Origin of the sequence: Ruegeria alba (genome assembly GCF_022321465.1) — a bacterium.
GTDB lineage: Bacteria > Pseudomonadota > Alphaproteobacteria > Rhodobacterales > Rhodobacteraceae > Ruegeria_B > Ruegeria_B alba.
Genome location: NZ_JAKOEM010000026.1, coordinates 1 through 19,184, shown reverse-complemented (window position 1 = coordinate 19,184; position 19,184 = coordinate 1). Strand labels below are relative to the sequence as shown.

The following is a 19,184-nucleotide window of genomic DNA, read 5'->3' as shown; positions in this document are numbered from 1 at the left end:
GTTTCGGGACACTATGACAAAAACAACAAGGACACCGGCGGAGCTCCGCAACATGTTCGGCGAAAACTTGCGCCGACTGTCACGCCGTTACCCCTCCATCTCCGAGCTTTCGCGACAACTCGGTATCAACCGCACCCAGTTCAACCGATACCTGTCAGGAGAGAGCTTTCCCCGCCCCGATGTCCTGGACCGGATATGCAATTTCTTTAATGTCGACGCGCGCATCCTGCTGGACCCGGTGGATGCCATCCCGGTGTCTGACCAGATACTGTCAGGTCCAGTCCTCTCCGAGTTCTTTGGCCCGGATGTCACCAGTCTGAACGAGGACGACTTTCCAAGCGGCTTCTACCGCTTCACCCGGCGCAGCTTCGTAAACGAGAGCAAATTCGTTCTGGGACTGGTCTATGTGTTTCGTGAAAGCAACACCACTTACATCCGCGGCTACGAGGCTCTCGAGGCCATGCGGCAGCAGGATTTGCCTGATGATCCCCGGACCCGCGAGTTTCGTGGCTACGTCACCCGCGAGGATGACGGGGTGACGCTGTTGATCTCGCGCCGCAACGCGATGACCTTCTCGTTCAACTACCTGTCACGGGTGGCCTCGTTTGAGAACAACTTCTGGGTCGGCTACGTGTCTCGCTCGGTGCGCGAGCCGGTCAGCGGCCACCGAATCACCCGGCTCGTCTACGAGCACCTGGGTCGCGACAAGTCCTCCATCTGGAAGACAGCGCGCCAAGCCGGGTTTCTGGATGTTGATCAGCTTTTGCCTTTTCACAGGCGCCTACTGCGTCCCGACGACCCCTTTCTTTGACACCGCGCCGAGCAACGGTCTAGCGGACCGACGAACAGGCCGCCGCACGTCAGGGCGCGGTGTCTTCGCGCGTGACTTGACGGTACAGATGCCACGAGGCATGGCCGAGCCAAGGCAATACCAGGAATAGACCGAGGAACCCGGGCACCATCGCGACAAAAGTCATCATCGCCAGAATCACGGCCCAGGCCAGCATCACCGCCAAGTTCGAAGTCACAAAGCCGAAGCTCGCGATCATCGCCGTCACGAAATCCAGTTCCCGGTCCAGCAGCATCGGGATCGACATTACGGTAATCATGTAAAGCAACGCCGCAAAACCGGCGCCGACAACCGTTCCCATCGCCAGCATCATCAACCCGTTGGGACTGAGAAACACCTCCATAGAGCTGGAGACATTGGTCATGGTCGACAGGCCGAGGAAGAGGGCAAAGATCATGTGGCCCAGGAAGAACCAGAACAGAAACACCAGCACCATGATGGCGCAGATCGAGGGCAGCTGGCGGCGGCTCTGCAAGATCACGACGCCGAATATCTCTCCGAAATCCAGCGGCTCTCCCTGTTCCAATCGGTGCGATACCTCATAGAGGCCAACGGCGGCAAAGGGGCCAAGCAGCGGAAAACCGATCGCGGCCAACACCAGCCAGAAGGTGGTGCCGGTCCAGGCCGTCACCCAGGCCATCAAGAGACCCGACATCACATAAAAACCCGAAAACAGCAGCCCGAACAGCGGCGCCCGCAAGTAATCGCGCAGCCCGGCCGCCAGCGCATGGCGCAGCATGTCGAAGCTGGCCGGATGCATTGGCGGCACACCAAAAGGTTTCTCGATCATGCCTGCTCCTTCTCTGTTGTCTCGCGTCTACATGGCCGGGTGCCGTTGCGGCCAGGTCGTGGCCTGGTGATAGGCCTCGCCCAGTGCCAGCAGTGCCGCATCGCCGCCGCGCGGGCCAAAGATCTGGAACCCCATGGGTACGCCCTGGGGGCCGAACCCGGCCGGAACCGCCAGTGATGGCAGGCCGATCAGACCGATCGGTATCGTGACCTCCATCCAACGATGATAGGTATCCATGCTGCGGCCCGCGATTTCCTTCGGATACGGCACGTTCACGTCAAAGGGCCAGACCTGCGCCGAGGGCAATACCAGTGCATCGAATTCATCGAAAAGCTCGACCGACCGCTTGTACCAGTTCGAGCGTTTGACACTGGCGCGGTGGACATCCATCGCCGAGAGGCCGAGTCCGCGTTCGATCTCCCAGATCGCGGTATCCTTCAGCGCCGACCGGTTCTGGCGCAGCAAAGGCTCCAACGAACCGGCCTTGCCCCAGGATCGCAGGTCCAGCCAGGCCTCCCAGATCGCCGCCGCGTCCATCGGGGCCGGAACCGGTTCGACTGCGGCACCAAGCGTCTCAAGCACACGCAACCCGCTTTCGCACAGTTCCAGAATCCCCGACTCCATCGCATAGGCACCGCCCCAGTCACCCAGCCAGCCGATGCGGACACCCTTCAGATCCGCAGGGGACACCGGCGATGCCTTGGGAACGTTCACCGACAAAGGCACGCGCGCATCCGACCCGGCAATCACATCCAGCATGATCCCGATATCCGCTGGGCTGCGCCCCATCGGGCCCAGCGTGGCCAGTTGATGCAGGAACAATTCACGCTCCGGATCGAGGGGCACGGTGCCCCAGGTCGGACGGAAGCCGTACACGTTGTTCCAGGCCGCGGGATTGCGCAGCGACCCCATTTCGTCGGACCCATCCGCCAGGGCCGTCATGCCGGTGGCCAGCGCCACCGCCGCCCCGCCGGATGACCCTCCACAGGACAGGGCCGGCGCATAGGGGTTGCCCGTCGCGCCATAGACCGGGTTGAAGGTATGCGATCCGATCCCGAACTCCGGCACGTTCGTCTTGCCGATCAGGATCGCGCCGGCCGCCCGCAGGCGCGACGGCAAGAGACTGTCCTTGTCCGGGACAAAATCCGCAAACAACGGCGAGCCCATGGTTGTCGGCACACCGGCAATGCTTTCCAGATCCTTGATCGCGATCGGCAGGCCGTGCAGCGCACCGCGCGCCTCGGGCGCCACCGCATCCGCCGCCCGTGCCTCGGCCATCAGTTCCTCTGCCGAACGCAGCGCCACGATGGCGTTCAGTTCGGGATTGACGGCGGTGATCCGCGCCAGCGTGGCCTCCATCACAGCCTCGGATGACAGCTGCCCGCTACGCAGCGCCCCGAGAAGATCACTGGCGGAAGAACGGATCACATCCATGCGGTGGAGCCTCCCTAGGCTGGTTTCGAACCGAGCCTAGCGACGCCGGGGCGGCATTTAAACCCACTGTTTGCATGTATCTTTTCTGCAATCGCCCGCTTTCCGGCGAACCACCCCTGCGATAGGATCAGCCCATGCGACTTGCTCATGTCAGCCTCATCGCTCGCGATGCCCCCGCGCTGGCCGAATTCTACTGTACCGCGCTGGGCTGTTCGCCCCGACGGTCGGCCACCCGGCTGAGCGGTGCCTGGGTCGGGCGCGGCATCGGCCTTCCCGGGGCCGAGATCCTGTCGATCTGGCTGAACCTGCCCGATGGCGGCGCACCCTTCCTCGAAATCCAGCAATTCGCCCTTAACCCAGGTCACCCGCCACCCCAGCCCGACACGCCGGGCTTGCGCCATCTTGCCTTTGCAACCGCCGATATCGAGGCCACAGCCCGCGCCATCCTGGCCGCAGGCGGCAGCCAGCAGGGCGAAATCACCGATCTCGGCAGCGCCGAACACCCCTGCCGCGCGCTTTACATGCGCGATCCCGAGGGCAATCTGATCGAGTTGGAACAGGCCTGAACCCACCCCTTCATTTCGCTAGAAATACTCCGGGGGAGCCCAAAAAAATTCGACGAATTTTTTTGGGCGGGGGCAGCGCCCCCCTGCCCGGCCCGCCTCAGTCCTCGGACTGGGCGTCGGCGCGGCTTTTGCCGGAAACCTTCATGGCAAGCGTCGCCGCCATGAACCCGTCCAGGTCACCGTCCAGAACGCCCTTGGTGTCGCTGGTTTCGTGCCCGGTGCGCAGGTCCTTGACCATCTGATAGGGCTGCAACACATAGGAGCGGATCTGGTTGCCCCAGCCGGCATCGCCCTTTGCCTCATGCGCGGCGTTGATCTCTGCGTTGCGACGGTCCAGCTCCTGCTGGTAAAGCCGCGATTTCAGCGCCTTCATGGCGATGTCGCGGTTCTGGTGCTGCGATTTCTCGGAACTGGTCACCACGATGCCGGTCGGGATATGGGTGATCCGCACCGCCGAGTCGGTCGTGTTCACGTGCTGCCCGCCCGCACCCGAGGACCGGTAGGTATCGATGCGGATATCGCTGGGGTTCACCTCGATCTCGATATTGTCGTCGACCACCGGATAGACCCAGACCGAGCTGAACGAGGTGTGCCGCTTGGCCGCCGCGTCATAGGGCGATATCCGCACCAGCCGGTGCACCCCGCTTTCCGATTTCAGCCAGCCATAGGCGTTGTGACCGGAAATCTTGTAGGCCGCCGATTTGATCCCCGCCTCGTCACCCGCGCTTTCCGATTGCAGCTCGACCTTGTAGCCCTTCTTCTCGGCCCAGCGCACATACATCCGCGCCAGCATCGACGCCCAGTCGCAGCTTTCGGTGCCGCCAGCGCCCGCGTTGATCTCGAGGAAGGTGTCGTTACCGTCCGCCTCGCCATCCAGAAGCGCTTCCAACTCTTTCTCGGCAGCGCGCTCGCGCAGCGCCTTGAGCGCTGCCTCGGCATCCTTGACCACGTCCTGGTCGTCTTCCATCTCACCCAGTTCGATCAGCTCGATATTGTCAGACAGATCGGTCTCGATCCCCTTATAGGTGTCCAGCGCATCGACCAGCGTCTGACGCTCGCGCATCAGCTTCTGGGCGTTTTCCGGATTGTCCCACAGGTTCGGATCCTCGACCCGCGCGTTGAACTCCTCAAGCCGGTGCTGCGCAGTCTCGTGATCCATCCGCTGTGCCAACAGGCGCAGGGATTTCTCGATGTCGGTCACGACGTTCTGGATTTCGGCGCGCATGGGCTGTCCTGCTCTCGTTCTCTCGTGAAACAGCCTGATAAACCAGTGCCGGGGCGCGGGCAAGCGAGGCCCGATGTTTTTGCGGCCATCGGGGCCTTACCCCAGCGGCCGGCGCGAAACTGGCTCTGGATCGGTGGGCCGCCCCCCTTTGCAGGGCATCACGCAGCAGGGACAGCCCCCTCAGTAGAGCCCGCCCGAACTGACGGTGCCGAAATTGGCCTTGGGTCCCACAGTGGTGACCTCTCCAGTCGAGGTCCTGACCTGCCGGCCGGCCTGCTGCACCTCTTCGACCAGTGGCAGGTTCGACCCCATCGCAAAACCGCCATCATAGGTCAGGCCAAAGATCGGCTCTTCGCCATCCCGGAAATACTCGGCCACCACATAGTCGCCCGACGCGTCGTCCGGAAGGCGGGCGCCGGAAAAGCGGTCGATCTTGATGAAATGGCCCCCCGGCGGAATGTCGAAGGGACCACCGCCGTATTTCTTGACCGCCTCGGTCATGAAGCTCTGGAACACCGGGCCGCACATGCCGCCGCCCGAGGCACCCCGCCCCAGGGGGCGTGGGCGGTCATAACCGATATAGCAACCCGCCACGATGTTCGAGGTGAAGCCGATGAACCAGACGTCCTTGGCGTCGTTGGTGGTGCCGGTCTTGCCCGCCGTGGGCACCGGCAGGTTGACCGCGCCGCTGGCGGTGCCGCGCTCGACCACGCCACGCATCATCGAGGTCAGCTGATAGGCGGTGATCGCATCCATCACCCGTTCGCGATTGGTCACGATCCGAGGTGCCTGATCCGGCGCCAGTCGGTCCGACAGACAATCGACGCAGTCGCGCCTGTCGTGGCGATAGATCGTCTTGCCGAACCGGTCCTGGATCCGGTCGACCAGGGTCGGTTCCACCCGCTCGCCGCCATTGGCGAACATGGCATAGGCCGCCACCATCTTGTAGAGCGTGGTCTCTTCCGATCCCAGCGCATTGGCCAGGAACGGCCCCATGTGGTCATAGACCCCGAACCGTTCGGCATAACCCGCCACCACCGGCATCGACACCTCTTGCGCCAGACGGATGGTCATCAGGTTCCGCGACCGTTCGATCCCGGTCCGCAACGGTGTCGGGCCGTAGAACTTGTTGGACGCGTTCTTAGGCCGCCACAGGCCCTGCGGCGTATTCACCTCGATCGGCGCGTCGACCACGATGGTCGCCGGGCTATAGCCACTGTCCAGCGCGGCCGCATAGACAAAGGGCTTGAAGCTCGACCCGGGCTGACGCTGCGCCTGGGTGGCGCGATTGAACACCGAGTCCTGATAGCTGAACCCGCCCTGCATCGCGAGAACGCGACCGGTATTCACGTCCATCGCCATGAACCCGCCCTGCACCTCGGGTACCTGGCGCAGCGACCAGTCCTCGTCCGCCTTGCGCACCAGCACCACATCGCCCAGCGCGAAATTGTCCTTGAAGCTGCCCTGCATCCACTTGATGTCGGCGCGCGGCACGCGCCCCTTGGCCGGGCCATCCTCGATACCGATGGTCAGCTCCTGGTCGCCAACGCCCAGCACCACCGCCGGATGCCAGCGCCCGCCCAGATCCACATCGCGCGGCACCTCGGTTGCTGCCAGTTCTGCCCGCCAGACATTCTCATCCCCCAGCTTGGCCGGTTCGATGGTCTTTCCGGTGCCGTGCCATTTGCCGCGGCCACGGTCGTATTTCTGCAAGGCCTCGCGCAGCGCGCGGGCGGCCTCGACCTGCATCTCCTCGTCGATCGAGGCGCGCACGGTGAAGCCGCCGGTAAAGAACTCCCCCTCGCCGAAACCCTCGCTCAGCTGGCGCCGGATCTCGTCGGTGAAATAGTCACGCGGCGGCAACGCGGTGCGGAAGCCTTCGAAATCGCCGTTCTGCACCGAGCGCAGCGGCATCGCGCGCTCGTTCTCATAGGTGGCCTTGTCGATATACCCATTCTCGCGCATCTCGCGCAGCACATAGTTGCGACGGTCCAGCAGCCGCTGATATTCGCGGACCGGGTGATAATCCGAGGGCGCCTTGGGCATGGCGGCCAGCGTCGCGGCCTCATGCGGGGCCAGTTCGGCAAGTGTCTTGTTGAAATAGGTCTGCGCGGCGGCCGTTACGCCATACGAGTTCTGGCCGAGGAAGATCTCGTTCATGTAGAGTTCGAGAATCTGTTCCTTGTTCAGCGTCTGCTCCAGCCTTGCGGCCAGGATGATCTCCTTGATCTTGCGCTCTGCCCGACGATCCCCGGACAAGAGGAAATTCTTCATCACCTGCTGGGTGATCGTCGAGGCGCCGCGCACATTGCTGCCGCGCGAGCGGATCGCCTCGACCCCGGCGGCAGCAATGCCGCGGATGTCATAGCCTTGGTGGGTATAGAAATTCTTGTCCTCGGCCGAGATGAAAGCTTGCTTGATCAGGTCCGGGATCTCGTCCGCCGGGGTGAACAGGCGCCGCTCCTTGGCGAATTCGTCGATCAGCTGGCCCTCGCCCGAATAGATCCGGCTGATCGTCGGCGGCTTGTACTGGGCCAGCGATTCGTGACTGGGCAGGTCGCGGCCATACATCCAGAACACGCCCCCGATGGTCAGGGCGACCATGAAAACACCCAAGGTGACGAGGCTGAAGATCGCCCCGAAGAAAGAGAGGATGAACCGGATCACGTAGGCTGCCTTTTTAACGCGGTGGCCTCTATATAGGCGCGTCGCGCGCCATGGTCAAAACGCCCGGCGCCGTTTTGCCGCCACGTGCCACTTTCTTCTGTTGAAAAATACCTCGGGGTCCGGGGCAGCGCCCCGGTTCCATCCCAAGGCACGCGCTATTGCCGGACCAGCCCCTGCCGTTCCAGATCGGCCTGCCGCCAGTTTTCCAGCCCGTTGCGGATGCCCGCCGCCATCGCGGCGCGCCATTCTGTGTTCTGCAGATTTTTCAGATCGCGGGGACTCGATAGAAAGCCGATCTCGATCAGGACCGAGGGAATATCGGCGGCCTTGAGCACCGAAAACGACGCTCCGCGCAGGGGGCGGCGGTTCATCGGGCCGCCTTGCTGGGTCATGCCATCGACCAGCGCGCGTGCCAACGCCTCGGTGCGCGGGCGGGTCTCCTGCCGCGCCAAATCCAGCAGCACATCGGTCACCCGGTCGTCGGTGGCGCTCAGATCGGCGCCCGCCAGCAGGTCGTCGCGGTCATGCCGCTCGGCCAGCTTGGCCGATGCGATGTCCGAGGCCTCTTCGGCCAGCACATGCACGGTGGCGCCATGGGCCAGCCCCTCGCTCAGCGAATCCGCGTGCAACGAGATGAACACATCCGCCCCCGCCTCATGGGCCAGCGCGATGCGCCGTTCCAGCGACACGAAATGATCGCCGTCGCGGGTCAGAACCACCTCGAACCCGCCCGACCGCAGCAGCACCTCGCGCAACTCGCGGGCAAAGCGCAGCATCAGGTGTTTCTCCACCACGCCCTCGGTCTCGGCGCCCGGGTCGATGCCCCCGTGACCGGGGTCGAGCACCACCCGCAGCGGCGCGTCCGCGCCGCGCTCGGGCAGCGCAGGCAGGGCCTCGGGCGCGGGCAGGTCCCAGCGCGGGTCTTGCGGCGCCCCCGCGGCGGCGGCAAAGCTTTCCTCGTCCGAGGCGCGCAGGGACACCCCCAGCCGGGCGCCGCCGGTTCCTTCGTCCACCTGCATCGCCACCAGATCGACGGCCAGCGGAGCGGCCAGTTCCAGCACCATGCGCGACCAGCCCGGCAGATAGGTGCCGAAATGCACCGCCAGCACCTTGTCGCTCTGGTCGAGCGCCTCGGCGCGCAGCCCGGTCCAGTCCACTTCCTGGAAGTCCAGTACCAACCGACGCGGCGCGTCCAGCGTGAACAACCGATAAGGCACGCCCTGGCTCAACCCCAGTTCCAGGCGCAGCCCGCCGCGCGGCAGCGTCTCGATGCGGCTTTCGTCGGGCCGGATCCGGGCCAGGCCGCTGAAATCCTGCGCCAGCGCCGGCAGCGCCGCCCAGATCAGCGCGATGAAAAGGATGATCCTGCTCATGTCCCTGCTTTCTCTCGCCGATATCCCACACGATACCGCGACGGACCGATGCCGCAAACCATCATCCGCGCGCCTTCATGAAGGCTTCGAGGCGCGCCAGCCCTTCCTCGATATCCGCCGTGGCGCGCGCATAGGAAAAGCGCAGCGTACCGGCCCCGCGCACAGGGTCGAAATCCAGCCCCGGCGTCACCGCCACGCCCGCCTGTTCCAGGATCTCGGCGGCAAAGGCGCGGCTGTCATCGGTCAGCTCGGACACGTCGGCATAGACGTAAAAGGCCCCGTCGGGTGGCGCGATGCGGGTAAAGCCCGCTTGCGGCAACCGCTCCAGCATCAGCTTGCGGTTTGCCTTGTAAACATCTAGATTTGCTTGCAATTCCGCGTCGCAATCCAGCGCCGCCAGGGCCGCGACCTGGCTGGCATGCGGCGCGCAGATGAACATGTTCTGCGCGATCCGCTCGACCACGCGCACCTGATCCTCGGGCACCACCATCCAGCCCACGCGCCAGCCGGTCATCGAGAAATACTTCGAGAACGAGTTGATCACATAGCACTCGTCGGTCAGCTCCAGCGCGGTCACCGCCTTGGCCTCGTATTCGATGCCATGGTAAATCTCGTCGCTGATGAAACTGGCACCCTGCGCCTGTGCCGCCTCGATCAGGGCGCCCATGGCGGCATGGTCCAGCATGGTACCGGTCGGGTTGGCGGGCGAGGCAACCATCAGCCCGGCCAGATCGAGCCCGGCAAAATCCGCCGGCACCGGTTGTAGCCGGTTTTCCGGCGCTGTGGGCAGATCGACCGGCACCAGCCCCAGCGCCCGCAGGATTTGGCGGTACGAGGGATATCCCGGCGCGCCGATCCCCACCCGGTCGCCGCTGTCGAAAAGCGCGGTAAAGGCCAGCAGGAATCCGCCGGAGGACCCGGGCGTGATCACCACCCTTTCGGGGTTCAGATCGACCCCGTACCACTCGCCATACAGCCGCGCGATGCGCTGGCGCAGTGCCGGCAGGCCCAGCGCCACGGTATAACCCAAAGCGTCTGTTTCCAATGACTTGGCCAATGCCTCTACTGCCCCCTTGGGGGCGCCGGTACCGGGTTGACCCACCTCCATGTGGATGATGCGGCGCCCGGCCTCTTCGGCACGGCGGGCAGCCTCCATCACATCCATCACGATAAAGGGATCGACGGCGGATCGGCTTGAGTTTCTCACGGCATTCTCCCAATGTGCGGCCATGGCTTTTGACCGCGTATCCCGGCTGGCGTCAATCCCGGCCCTGTTGCTGGTTGCTTTGCTGTGGCTGGTCACGGCAGGCAGCGCTTCGGCCATCACCTTGCTGCGCGACCCTGATATCGAAAACGGGCTCGAGGAGCTGGCCTTTCCCATCCTGCGCGCCGCCGGGCTGAACCCGCGCCGGGTCAAGCTGTTGGTGGTGGATGACAGCTCGCTCAACGCTTTTGTGCTGGATCACAATGCCATCTTCATCCATTCCGGCCTGATCCAGAAGGTCGCCCGCGCCGATATCCTGCAAGCGGTGATCGCGCACGAGGCGGCCCATATCGCCAATGGCCATATCGCCCGGCGGATCGGCAATTTCGAAAACGCGCAGACCCTGTCGAAGCTGGGCCTGGCCCTGTCGCTGATCGCGGCGGCGGCGGGCGGCGGCGAGGCTGCTGCCGGGATCGCGGCGGGCACGCAAAGCTCGGCCCTGCGCGGCTTTCTGAAACATACACGGGCCGAAGAGTCGGCGGCCGACAATTCGGCCGCCAGCTATCTGCGCTGGTCCGATATTTCCCTGCGCGGGCTGGTCGACCTGCACCGTACCTTTGCCGGGCAGGAATTGCTGAGCGTCGGGCGGCAGGACCCCTATATGCAGTCCCACCCGCTGACCCGCGACCGCATCCGCAATGCCGAGGCCTTTCTGCAATCCTATGGCGACAAGGCCCCCGAGAACCCCAATGCCGACTATTGGTTCGCGCGCGTGCGCGGCAAGCTGTCGGCCTTTTCGCGCAGTTCGAAATGGACATTGGGGCGCGCGCCCGAGGAAGCACATCGCGACATCCGCCTGATGCGCGAGGCAATCGCCTGGCACCGCGACCGCAACCTGTCCCGCGCCCGCGCCGCCATCGACGGCGCCATCGCGCTGCGCCCCGAGGACCCGTTCTATGTGGAACTCAAGGGCCAGATCCTGATGGAGCACCGACAGACCCAATCCGCCGTCGCCACGTATGAACAGGCGGTGGACCTTGCCCCCAACAACGCGCTGATCCTGGCGGGGTATGGCCGCGCGCTGCTGAGCGCCGGACAGGACCGCGCCGCGCTTGAAGTGCTGGAACGCGCCCGCGCCCGCGAGTACCGCGACGTGCGCATGTTGCGCGATCTGGCCGTGGCCTATGCCAAGCTTGGCAATGACGGCATGGCCTCGATGGTGACTGCCGAACGCTATGCGCTTCAGGGCCGCCCCGAAGACGCTCTTATTCACGCCAAACGCGCCGTTGGCGCCCTGCCCACCGGATCTCCCGGTTGGCAACGGGCGCAAGATGTGCTGTTGGCATCGGAACGCTCAGTGAAAAGGAAATGATGATGCTCCGCCATATCGCCCCGGCCGTGACGGCCCTGTCGCTTCTCTCGGTCCCGGCCCAGGCGCTGGACCTGTCCGACATGACCCCCGACCAGCGCGCCGCCTTTGGCGAGCAGGTGCGCGCCTATCTGCTGGAAAACCCCGAGGTGATCATCGAGGCGGTGAACCTGCTGGAACAGCGCAAGGCGCAGGAAGAGGCGCAGCAGGATCTGCACCTGGTGCAGGTCAATGCCGAAGAGCTGTTCAATGACGGCTATTCCTGGGTCGGCGGCAATCCCGAGGGCGACATCACCCTGGTCGAGTTCATGGATTACCGCTGTGGCTATTGCCGCCGCGCCGTGCCCGAAGTGGCCGAACTGCTGCAATCGGATGGCAATATCCGCCTGATCATCAAGGAATTCCCGATCCTGGGCGAGGCCTCGCTGGCCTCGTCCCGCTTTGCCGTGGCCACCCTGATCGTGGCGGGGCCGGATGCTTATAAACAGGTGCATGACGCGCTGCTCGACTTTACCGGCGAGGCCGACGCCGTCGCATTACGCCGTATCGGCGAGGGGCTGGGGCTTGATACCGACGCCATCCTGGCGGAGATGGAAAGCGAAGAAGTCACCCGCCGCCTGGCCGAAACACGAGCGCTGGCGCAGCGACTGAACATTTCCGGCACCCCATCCTTCGTGATGGAAACCGAGATGCTGCGCGGCTATCTGCCCGCAGACCAGATGCAGCAGGTCGCGGACGCGTTGCGCGCCGAACGCAGTTGATCTGATGGCGCCGGCCAGGGTCGGCGCCGCTGCCCCGAAAATGCCCAGATTTTCGTGATGGGCATCACCGGGTTGTTAACCTTTTTGCGGTTAGGCTCGGGGCATGGATATGATTACCCTTGCCCCCCTTGCGGGCCTGTTGCCCGCCGTCGGATTCTTTGCGCTCTGGTATCTTACCGCGCGCCGACTGCGCCTGTCGCAGTTCCATATCCGGCAACAGACGGACCGGATACAGGACCTGCGCCGCACGCTTGAGGGACTGGACCTTGAACTGTCGATGAAGGAAGCCCGGATCGCGCGGCTGTCGCGCGATCTGACCCAGTCGCGCAGCCGGCACGCCGCCCCATTGGCCCGCGCCGGATAGCCCGGCTCTACTCTGCCGCCTCGGCGGCCGAGGCGGCCTCGAGCGCGGCGGCCTTTTTCTCGACCTCTTCGACGATATGGTCGATCATCCGTTCGTTGGACATCTTGTGGCTGGCCTTGCCTGCCAGATAGACCATCCCCGACCCGGCGCCGCCGCCCGTGAAACCCACATCGGTCATCAGCGCCTCGCCCGGGCCGTTCACCACACAGCCGATGATCGACAGGCTCATCGGTGTCTTGATGTGCTCCAGCCGCTTTTCCAGCGCCTCGACCGTCTTGATCACGTCAAACCCCTGCCGCGCGCAGCTGGGGCACGAGATGATGTTGACGCCGCGATGGCGCAGACCCAGCGACTTGAGGATCTCGTAGCCGACCTTCACCTCTTCGACCGGATCGGCGCTGAGGCTGACGCGGATCGTGTCACCGATCCCCATCCACAAAAGGTTCCCCAGGCCGATGGCAGATTTGATGGTGCCGCTGACCAGCCCGCCCGCCTCGGTGATCCCCAGGTGAATCGGGGCGTCGGTGGCCTCGGCAATCCCTTGATAGGCGGCGGCCGACAGGAACACGTCGCTGGCCTTCACGCTGATCTTGTACTCGTGGAAATCGTTGTCCTGCAGGATGCGGATATGCTCCAGCCCGCTTTCCACCATCGCTTCGGGACACGGCTCGCCGTATTTCTCCAGCAGGTGCTTTTCCAGGCTTCCGGCATTCACCCCGATCCGGATCGAACAGCCGTGATCGCGCGCCGCCTTGATCACCTCGCGCACCCGGTCCGGGCTGCCGATATTGCCGGGGTTGATGCGCAGACAGGCCGCGCCCGCCTCGGCCGCCTCGATCCCCCGGCGATAGTGGAAATGGATATCGGCCACGATCGGCACCGGGCTTTCGCGTACGATCTCGCGCAGGGCCCGCGCGCTGGCCTCGTCCGGGACCGAGACCCGCACGATATCCGCTCCCGCCTCGGCCGCCGCCTGCACCTGGGCCACGGTGGCGGCCACATCGGTGGTCAGCGTGTTGGTCATCGTCTGGACCGAGATCGGCGCATCGCCCCCGACAGGCACATTGCCCACCATGATCTGGCGCGATTTGCGGCGATAGACATTGCGCCAGGGGCGCACGGGATTGTGGGACATGGGGGCCGGCCCTCTACATCGGAACGCATTGGCCCCTAGATAGGCCCCCGCGCCGGTGGCGGCAATGGCGGATCAGTCGTTCGCGACCTGTTGCGGTTGGGTGTTCTGCGCCTCGGCCACCAGCAGCTGGCGCAGGGCGTTGTTCTGATCGGACTCCAGATCGGCCACCTGGAACCGCTCGCCCACCGCATCCATCGACAGGACCACGTTGCGGGTGACGGTGCCACGTGCCCCGATCGGACCGTAATGCGCGCCATTCATGCTGAAATATACACCACCGGATTCGCCCACCAGAAGCTTCGGCGGCTCCTCGGTCAGCGGCACCTCATAGACATTGCCCTGTTCGATCGTGCCCAGAGTCCCTTCGAAGATCACACTGCCATCGGCGGCGGTAACCCGCATCCAGGCTGGGCTGACGGCAACGATCTTGAGCGTCGGTTCAATCTCCTCGACCACCTGCGGCAACAGAGCCTCAACCGCGCGCTGCGTCTCGCTCAGCTGCACTTCGGGCAGTTCGGGGGGCTGGAAATTACCCACTGTACGCGGGTCCAGCGTAGCGATGGGTGCGTCTCGCGCTACCAACACCGGCACGTCCAGAGCTTGCGGACGGTAGAGCCGGTCAAGTGCCTCGACCGAGGGCGGTGCCATCACGGATTGCAGCGTGTCGCCAGCTCCGTTCAGAGGATCGAGATCGGATAGTACAAGTGGTGCCTGTTCGACAGGTGCCACCTGCACCTGCTGAACCTCTTTCAGAACCGACCAGCCGCCAAAACCAATACCGCCGATCAGTGCAGCCAACACGAGAACCGAGCCAACGGCGCGCGGCTCGATCTGCGACAGGAACGAATCTCGACCCGGCGCAAAGGGTGTATTGGGGGCAATGAACGGATCACTGGCCGCCTGGCGGCGTTGCGGGGTGGCACCAGGCTTCTTGACGCTGGACGCCTGCGCGGACATGCCATGCGCCACCTCAAAGCCGCTTTCGGCGCAGAATTTCGTGAAACAATCGTCGGGGTCCATCCCCAGATAGCGGGCGTACGAGCGTACGTAACCAGCGATGAAACCCGGAGTGTCAAATGCGGACGGATCGCAATTCTCGATGGCAGCAATGTAGTTGGCTTTGATCCGCAACTCGCGCTGCACATCCAGCAGCGACTTCCCCATGGTCGCGCGTTCGCCGCGCATGGTATCGCCCAGACGCAGCTCGAAGTCGTCGAAGCCGCGCGGCTTCTCCTCCTCTACGTGTGTCGACTTGCGCTGAGACCTGCGCCCGATCATTCCTGCCGCCCCAAAGTTGGCTGCCAGATGCTACTGACAGCGCCAAGAATCGTCCCCATAACGATTCGTCCGTGCCTGTTGTTATCCTCAACCCTATCATAGGACAAAGGATTTGCACACGGGCGCGTGTTTTCAACCCGCCAATTCGGCGCGATTTAGCGCACAATGCGACCAAAGCGCATCCATCGCCTTTACCAGTTTGTCCACTTCCTTGGGACCATGCACCGGCGACGGGGTAAAGCGCAGGCGTTCGGTTCCGCGTGGCACGGTGGGGAAATTGATCGGCTGCACATAGATACCGAAATCTTCCAGCAGCATATCGCTCAGCTTCTTGGTGTGCACCGGGTCGCCCACGATCACCGGCACGATATGGCTGCCGTGGTCGATCAGCGGTAGGCCCAGCCCCTTGAGCCGCATTTTCAGGATGCGGGCCTGGGTCTGATGCTGGTCGCGCAGCTCTTGCGCATTCTTCAGATAGGCGACCGAGGCCGCAGCGCCTGCCGCAACCGCCGGTGGCAGCGAGGTGGTAAAGATGAAACCCGGCGCATAAGAGCGGATGGCATCGCACATTTTCGCGCTGGCCGCGATATAGCCGCCCATCACGCCATAGGCCTTGGCCAAGGTGCCATTGATGATGTCGATGCGATGGGCCAGGTTGTCACGCTCGGTCACGCCGCCACCGCGCGGACCGTACATGCCGACCGCGTGCACCTCGTCGATATAGGTCAGGGCGCCGAATTCGTCGGCCAGGTCGCAGATCTCTTCGATGGGGCCGAAATCGCCGTCCATCGAATAGACCGATTCAAAAGCGATCAGCTTGGGCGCGGCCGGGTCGTCGGCGGCCAGCAGCTCGCGCAGATGCGCCACGTCGTTGTGGCGGAAGATACGCTTGGCGCCGCCGTTACGACGCACGCCCTCGATCATCGAAGCATGGTTGAGCGCGTCTGAATAGATGATCAGGCCGGGGAACAGCTTGGGCAGGGTGCTCAGCGTTGCGTCATTGGCGATATAGGCCGAGGTGAACAGCAGCGCTGCCTCTTTGCCATGCAGATCGGCCAGTTCGGCCTCGAGCCGCTTGTGATAGACGGTAGTGCCGGAAATGTTGCGGGTGCCGCCCGAACCGGCACCAGCGGCGGTCAGCGCCTCTTGCATCGCCTCCAGCACGACCGGTTGCTGGCCCATGCCCAGATAATCGTTGCCGCACCAGACGGTGATCTCTTTCTCGCTGCCGTCCGGACGGGTCCAGATCGCATGTGGGAAATGGCCCTTGCGCCGTTCGATGTCGATGAAGGTGCGATAGCGGCCTTCGTCGTGAAGCTTCTGAATGGCGGCGTCGAGTTTAACCGAATAGTCCACCGGATCCTCCTTCGTATCGTGCGGCCGGGTTGCGGCAGGTCAGGCTCTACGCCACATTCGCGTTCGTGAATGGATATCTGCGGCGCATCATTTTTTCAACTGTTACATCCGGCCCCGATGTCGCAGCCTTGACTTGCGTCAATTAAACCGCCGCTTTTTCGGGGACAAGACAAGGAGCGCCTTACCAAGCGTGAAAAACGTCAGCAGGTGACGCAATCTTTTTGCGCGGTTTCCCATCGTGAACGGCGGCCACTGGACAGGGCGGGCGGGGCTGCTAGGCTCCGCGCCGAATATCCCGTTAGACAAGGAACCGCCCGATGTCCCTCGACGACGTCCTCTCGCGTATCGACACCGACCTGCCCGCCGCCATCGACCGGCTGATGGAGCTGCTGCGCATCCCCTCGATCTCGACCGATCCGGCCTATGCCGAGGCCTGCGACCAGGCCGCCGACTGGCTGGTGGCCGATCTGGCCGGGATCGGCATTGCCGCCGAAAAGCGGGTCACGCCGGGCCGCCCGATGGTGGTGGGCCATGTGGCCGCTGATCATGACGACGCCCCGCATGTGCTGTTTTACGGCCATTACGATGTGCAGCCGGTCGACCCGCTGAACCTGTGGACCAGCCCGCCGTTCGAACCGCAGATCGAGGACACGCCGAACGGGCGCGTGATCCGGGGCCGCGGGTCGTCGGACGACAAGGGCCAGTTGATGACTTTTGTCGAGGCCTGCCGCGCCTGGAAGGCGGTGCATGGCACCCTGCCCTGCCGGATCACCTTTTTCTTCGAGGGCGAGGAGGAGAGCGGCTCGCCCTCGCTGGTGCCCTTCCTTCAGGCCAATGCCGAAGAATTGAAGGCCGATATCGCGCTGGTCTGTGACACTTCGATGGTGTCGCGCGGGGTGCCGTCGATCGCCGCGCAGCTGCGCGGCATGCTCAAGGATGAATTCACCATCACCGGCCCGCGCATCGACCTGCATTCGGGCCATTACGGTGGCCCCGGCCTGAACCCGCTGCGCGAGCTGTCGCGCATCGTGACCTCGTTCTATGACGAGAAGACGGGCCGCGTCGCGGTCGAAGGTTTCTACGAAGGCGTGCACGAAGTGCCCGCCGAGCAGCTGCGGCAATGGGAAAATTGCGGCTTTGACGAGGGTGAGTACCTCAGCTCGGTCGGCTATAGCCAGGCGCATGGCGAACAGGGCTATTCGACGTTGGAACAGCAATGGGCGCGCCCGACGCTTGAGGTCAACGGGCTGTGGGGCGGCTATAACGGCGCCGGGTCCAAGACCGTGATCCCGGCCCAGGCCCATTGCAAGATCACCTGCCGGCTGGTCGGCGATCAGGACCCCGACAAGCTGCGCGTCGCGATCCGCAAACATGTCGAGGCACAGCTCAGCCCCGATGCGGGGGTGATCTGGGACAACGATCTGGAGGGGTCGAAAGCCTCGGTGATGAATATCACCCGCCCCGAGATGGAGGCCGCCCGCGGCGCGCTGTCCGACGAATGGGGCCGCGAGGCGGTGTTCACCGGCATGGGTGGCTCGATCCCGGTGGTCGGGTTCTTCAAATCGGTGCTCGGGCTTGATTCGATGCTGGTGGGTTATGCCAATGACGACGACGCCATCCATTCGCCCAACGAGAAATATGATGTGGAAAGCTTCCACAAGGGTATCCGCTCGTGGGCGCGGATCCTGGATGCGCTGACCCGCTGATCAGCGCCACGTCCCGTGGGGCCGGCTCAGGCGCAGTCGGCCCCGCCAAACCGGACGGGCAGCATGTAGAGCTCGTCATATTCGGGCCGCTGGAAATGCCACAGCCCATCGCCGCGCTGCTCCCAGGTGGAATGCATAACCTCTCGCACATGGCTCAGATCAAAGCTCTCGACCACCGGTCGCCGCTCGAAGGCACTGAACACCGCATCATCGTCGCGCCCGTCGGCGAACCATTTCGGGTTGGTGCGCACGGTGCCGTCACCGGCCACCTCTTTCTGCTTCTCGATGAAGGCGTTGCGGCGATTGAGCGTTTCGACATAAAGCCCATAGTCGCAATACTTCATGTGGAACATGTAGAGGAAATCCGGCATGTTCAGCTTTTCGTATTCGGCGTAATGGCCGCCGCGCCCGATCTTGGCAGGGCGTGATACGATACAGGGTTTGGCATAGTGCAGCGCCACCTGCGCGTGGCGGCGCGGTCCCAGGATGCCGCCGCCGATATCGTCCTTCTCGCGGTCGCGCAGATGCACGATCTCCAGTCCCATCGCAGTATATACGGTCCGCCCCGGCGCATCGTCCAGCCAGGTGCGCAGGTTCATCCCCGTCGACGGATCGACCACCACGAACTCGTCCACGTCACAGATCAGAACGTGTTTGTACCACTGCCTGAGCGCGTTCTTGAGGTGGTTCTTGGTGCGCCAGTGCAGCATGGTGAACTGGCTTGTTTCAATGGCGGGCACCGGAAAGATGTTGCAGCCCTGCGCCAGCTCGCGCACCAGCGGCTCGTCCCCATGGCTGATGATATAGAGGTTGTTGCGCCCGAAAAGCCCGCCATAATATTGCACGAAGCGGGTCAGGAAATACGCGTCGTCCCGACAGATCGTCACAACCGCCGTGTTCGAGTCTACCTTCACCTGAAACACCTCTGCCCGTTTTCCCAAGCCGATACAGGAAAGCGCACGTGACAGGCAAGAGGCGGAGAGACGCAAGGCGCCCATCGTCCCAGCTATTCGATGGTCTGTGGGGTGAAGTGGCGCGGTTGACGGGGCTCGAACCCGCGACCCCCGGCGTGACAGGCCGGTACTCTAACCAACTGAGCTACAACC

At 63.9% G+C, this 19,184-nt stretch carries 16 protein-coding genes; 6 read left to right on the top strand and 10 right to left on the bottom strand.

Features of this window, described 5'->3' with window-relative positions; all coding sequences use genetic code 11:
• Positions 1-52: 52 nt before the first annotated feature.
• A complete protein-coding gene (locus MB818_RS19570; RefSeq protein WP_234136267.1) occupies positions 53-811 on the top strand; it encodes a helix-turn-helix domain-containing protein in 759 nt (252 codons plus the stop codon).
• 49 nt (positions 812-860) lie between these two features.
• Here MB818_RS19570 and MB818_RS19565 read toward each other — a convergent pair whose 3' ends face one another.
• On the bottom strand, positions 861-1,640 hold the full coding sequence (locus MB818_RS19565) for a DUF2189 domain-containing protein (protein WP_234136266.1): 780 nt from the start codon (positions 1,638-1,640) through the stop codon (positions 861-863).
• 27 nt (positions 1,641-1,667) lie between these two features.
• Positions 1,668-3,074: an amidase gene (locus MB818_RS19560; protein ID WP_234215928.1), complete on the bottom strand. Its 1,407-nt coding sequence runs from the start codon at positions 3,072-3,074 to the stop codon at positions 1,668-1,670.
• Between the two features lie 134 nt (positions 3,075-3,208).
• Here MB818_RS19560 and MB818_RS19555 point away from each other — a divergent pair, with 134 nt between their 5' ends.
• Positions 3,209-3,640: a VOC family protein gene (locus tag MB818_RS19555; RefSeq protein WP_238906126.1), complete on the top strand. Its 432-nt coding sequence runs from the start codon at positions 3,209-3,211 to the stop codon at positions 3,638-3,640.
• A 97-nt stretch (positions 3,641-3,737) separates the two neighbouring features.
• On the opposite strand, the gene prfB is transcribed toward MB818_RS19555, so the two are convergent.
• The 4 genes from prfB to MB818_RS19535 form a co-directional block, all read right to left on the bottom strand.
• Positions 3,738-4,865 carry a peptide chain release factor 2 gene (prfB, locus tag MB818_RS19550; protein WP_238906125.1) on the bottom strand — a complete coding sequence of 376 codons (1,128 nt, stop codon included), beginning with the start codon at positions 4,863-4,865 and terminating at the stop codon, positions 3,738-3,740.
• A gap of 180 nt (positions 4,866-5,045) precedes the next feature.
• Positions 5,046-7,532 carry a penicillin-binding protein 1A gene (locus tag MB818_RS19545; protein ID WP_238906124.1) on the bottom strand — a complete coding sequence of 829 codons (2,487 nt, stop codon included), beginning with the start codon at positions 7,530-7,532 and terminating at the stop codon, positions 5,046-5,048.
• Between the two features lie 155 nt (positions 7,533-7,687).
• Positions 7,688-8,905, bottom strand: a complete 1,218-nt coding sequence (locus tag MB818_RS19540) for an N-acetylmuramoyl-L-alanine amidase (RefSeq protein ID WP_238906123.1) — start codon at positions 8,903-8,905, stop codon at positions 7,688-7,690.
• Positions 8,906-8,966: 61 nt separating this feature from the next.
• Entirely contained in the window at positions 8,967-10,112 is a 1,146-nt protein-coding gene (locus MB818_RS19535; RefSeq protein ID WP_238906122.1) for a pyridoxal phosphate-dependent aminotransferase, read from the bottom strand.
• A gap of 22 nt (positions 10,113-10,134) precedes the next feature.
• Here MB818_RS19535 and MB818_RS19530 point away from each other — a divergent pair, with 22 nt between their 5' ends.
• From MB818_RS19530 to MB818_RS19520, 3 genes are all read left to right on the top strand, one after another.
• The gene (locus tag MB818_RS19530) at positions 10,135-11,481 is read left to right on the top strand and encodes a M48 family metalloprotease (RefSeq protein WP_238906121.1); all 1,347 of its coding nucleotides are present in this window, start codon (positions 10,135-10,137) and stop codon (positions 11,479-11,481) included.
• Positions 11,481-12,239 (top strand): DsbA family protein, encoded by a 759-nt coding sequence (locus tag MB818_RS19525; protein ID WP_234137008.1) that lies wholly within the window; start codon positions 11,481-11,483, stop codon positions 12,237-12,239. Before MB818_RS19530 ends, MB818_RS19525 begins: the two co-directional genes overlap by 1 nt.
• Positions 12,240-12,342: 103 nt before the next feature.
• Positions 12,343-12,603: a hypothetical protein gene (locus MB818_RS19520; protein ID WP_234136258.1), complete on the top strand. Its 261-nt coding sequence runs from the start codon at positions 12,343-12,345 to the stop codon at positions 12,601-12,603.
• Between the two features lie 7 nt (positions 12,604-12,610).
• Here MB818_RS19520 and ispG read toward each other — a convergent pair whose 3' ends face one another.
• The 3 genes from ispG to hemA all read right to left on the bottom strand — a co-directional run bounded on the left by ispG (position 12,611) and on the right by hemA (position 16,372).
• On the bottom strand, positions 12,611-13,738 hold the full coding sequence (gene ispG, locus MB818_RS19515) for a flavodoxin-dependent (E)-4-hydroxy-3-methylbut-2-enyl-diphosphate synthase (RefSeq protein ID WP_234145414.1): 1,128 nt from the start codon (positions 13,736-13,738) through the stop codon (positions 12,611-12,613).
• Positions 13,739-13,810: 72 nt separating this feature from the next.
• Positions 13,811-15,016 (bottom strand): helix-turn-helix domain-containing protein, encoded by a 1,206-nt coding sequence (locus MB818_RS19510; RefSeq protein WP_234136256.1) that lies wholly within the window; start codon positions 15,014-15,016, stop codon positions 13,811-13,813.
• Positions 15,017-15,148: 132 nt separating this feature from the next.
• Positions 15,149-16,372, bottom strand: coding sequence for a 5-aminolevulinate synthase (gene hemA, locus MB818_RS19505; protein WP_234136255.1), 1,224 nt, complete (start codon positions 16,370-16,372; stop codon positions 15,149-15,151).
• A 317-nt stretch (positions 16,373-16,689) separates the two neighbouring features.
• Between hemA and MB818_RS19500 the strand changes: the two genes are divergently transcribed.
• Positions 16,690-18,078: a M20/M25/M40 family metallo-hydrolase gene (locus tag MB818_RS19500; protein WP_238906120.1), complete on the top strand. Its 1,389-nt coding sequence runs from the start codon at positions 16,690-16,692 to the stop codon at positions 18,076-18,078.
• Positions 18,079-18,104: 26 nt separating this feature from the next.
• Here MB818_RS19500 and MB818_RS19495 read toward each other — a convergent pair whose 3' ends face one another.
• A complete protein-coding gene (locus MB818_RS19495; RefSeq protein WP_238906118.1) occupies positions 18,105-18,992 on the bottom strand; it encodes a glycosyltransferase family 2 protein in 888 nt (295 codons plus the stop codon).
• Positions 18,993-19,184 lie beyond the last annotated feature (192 nt).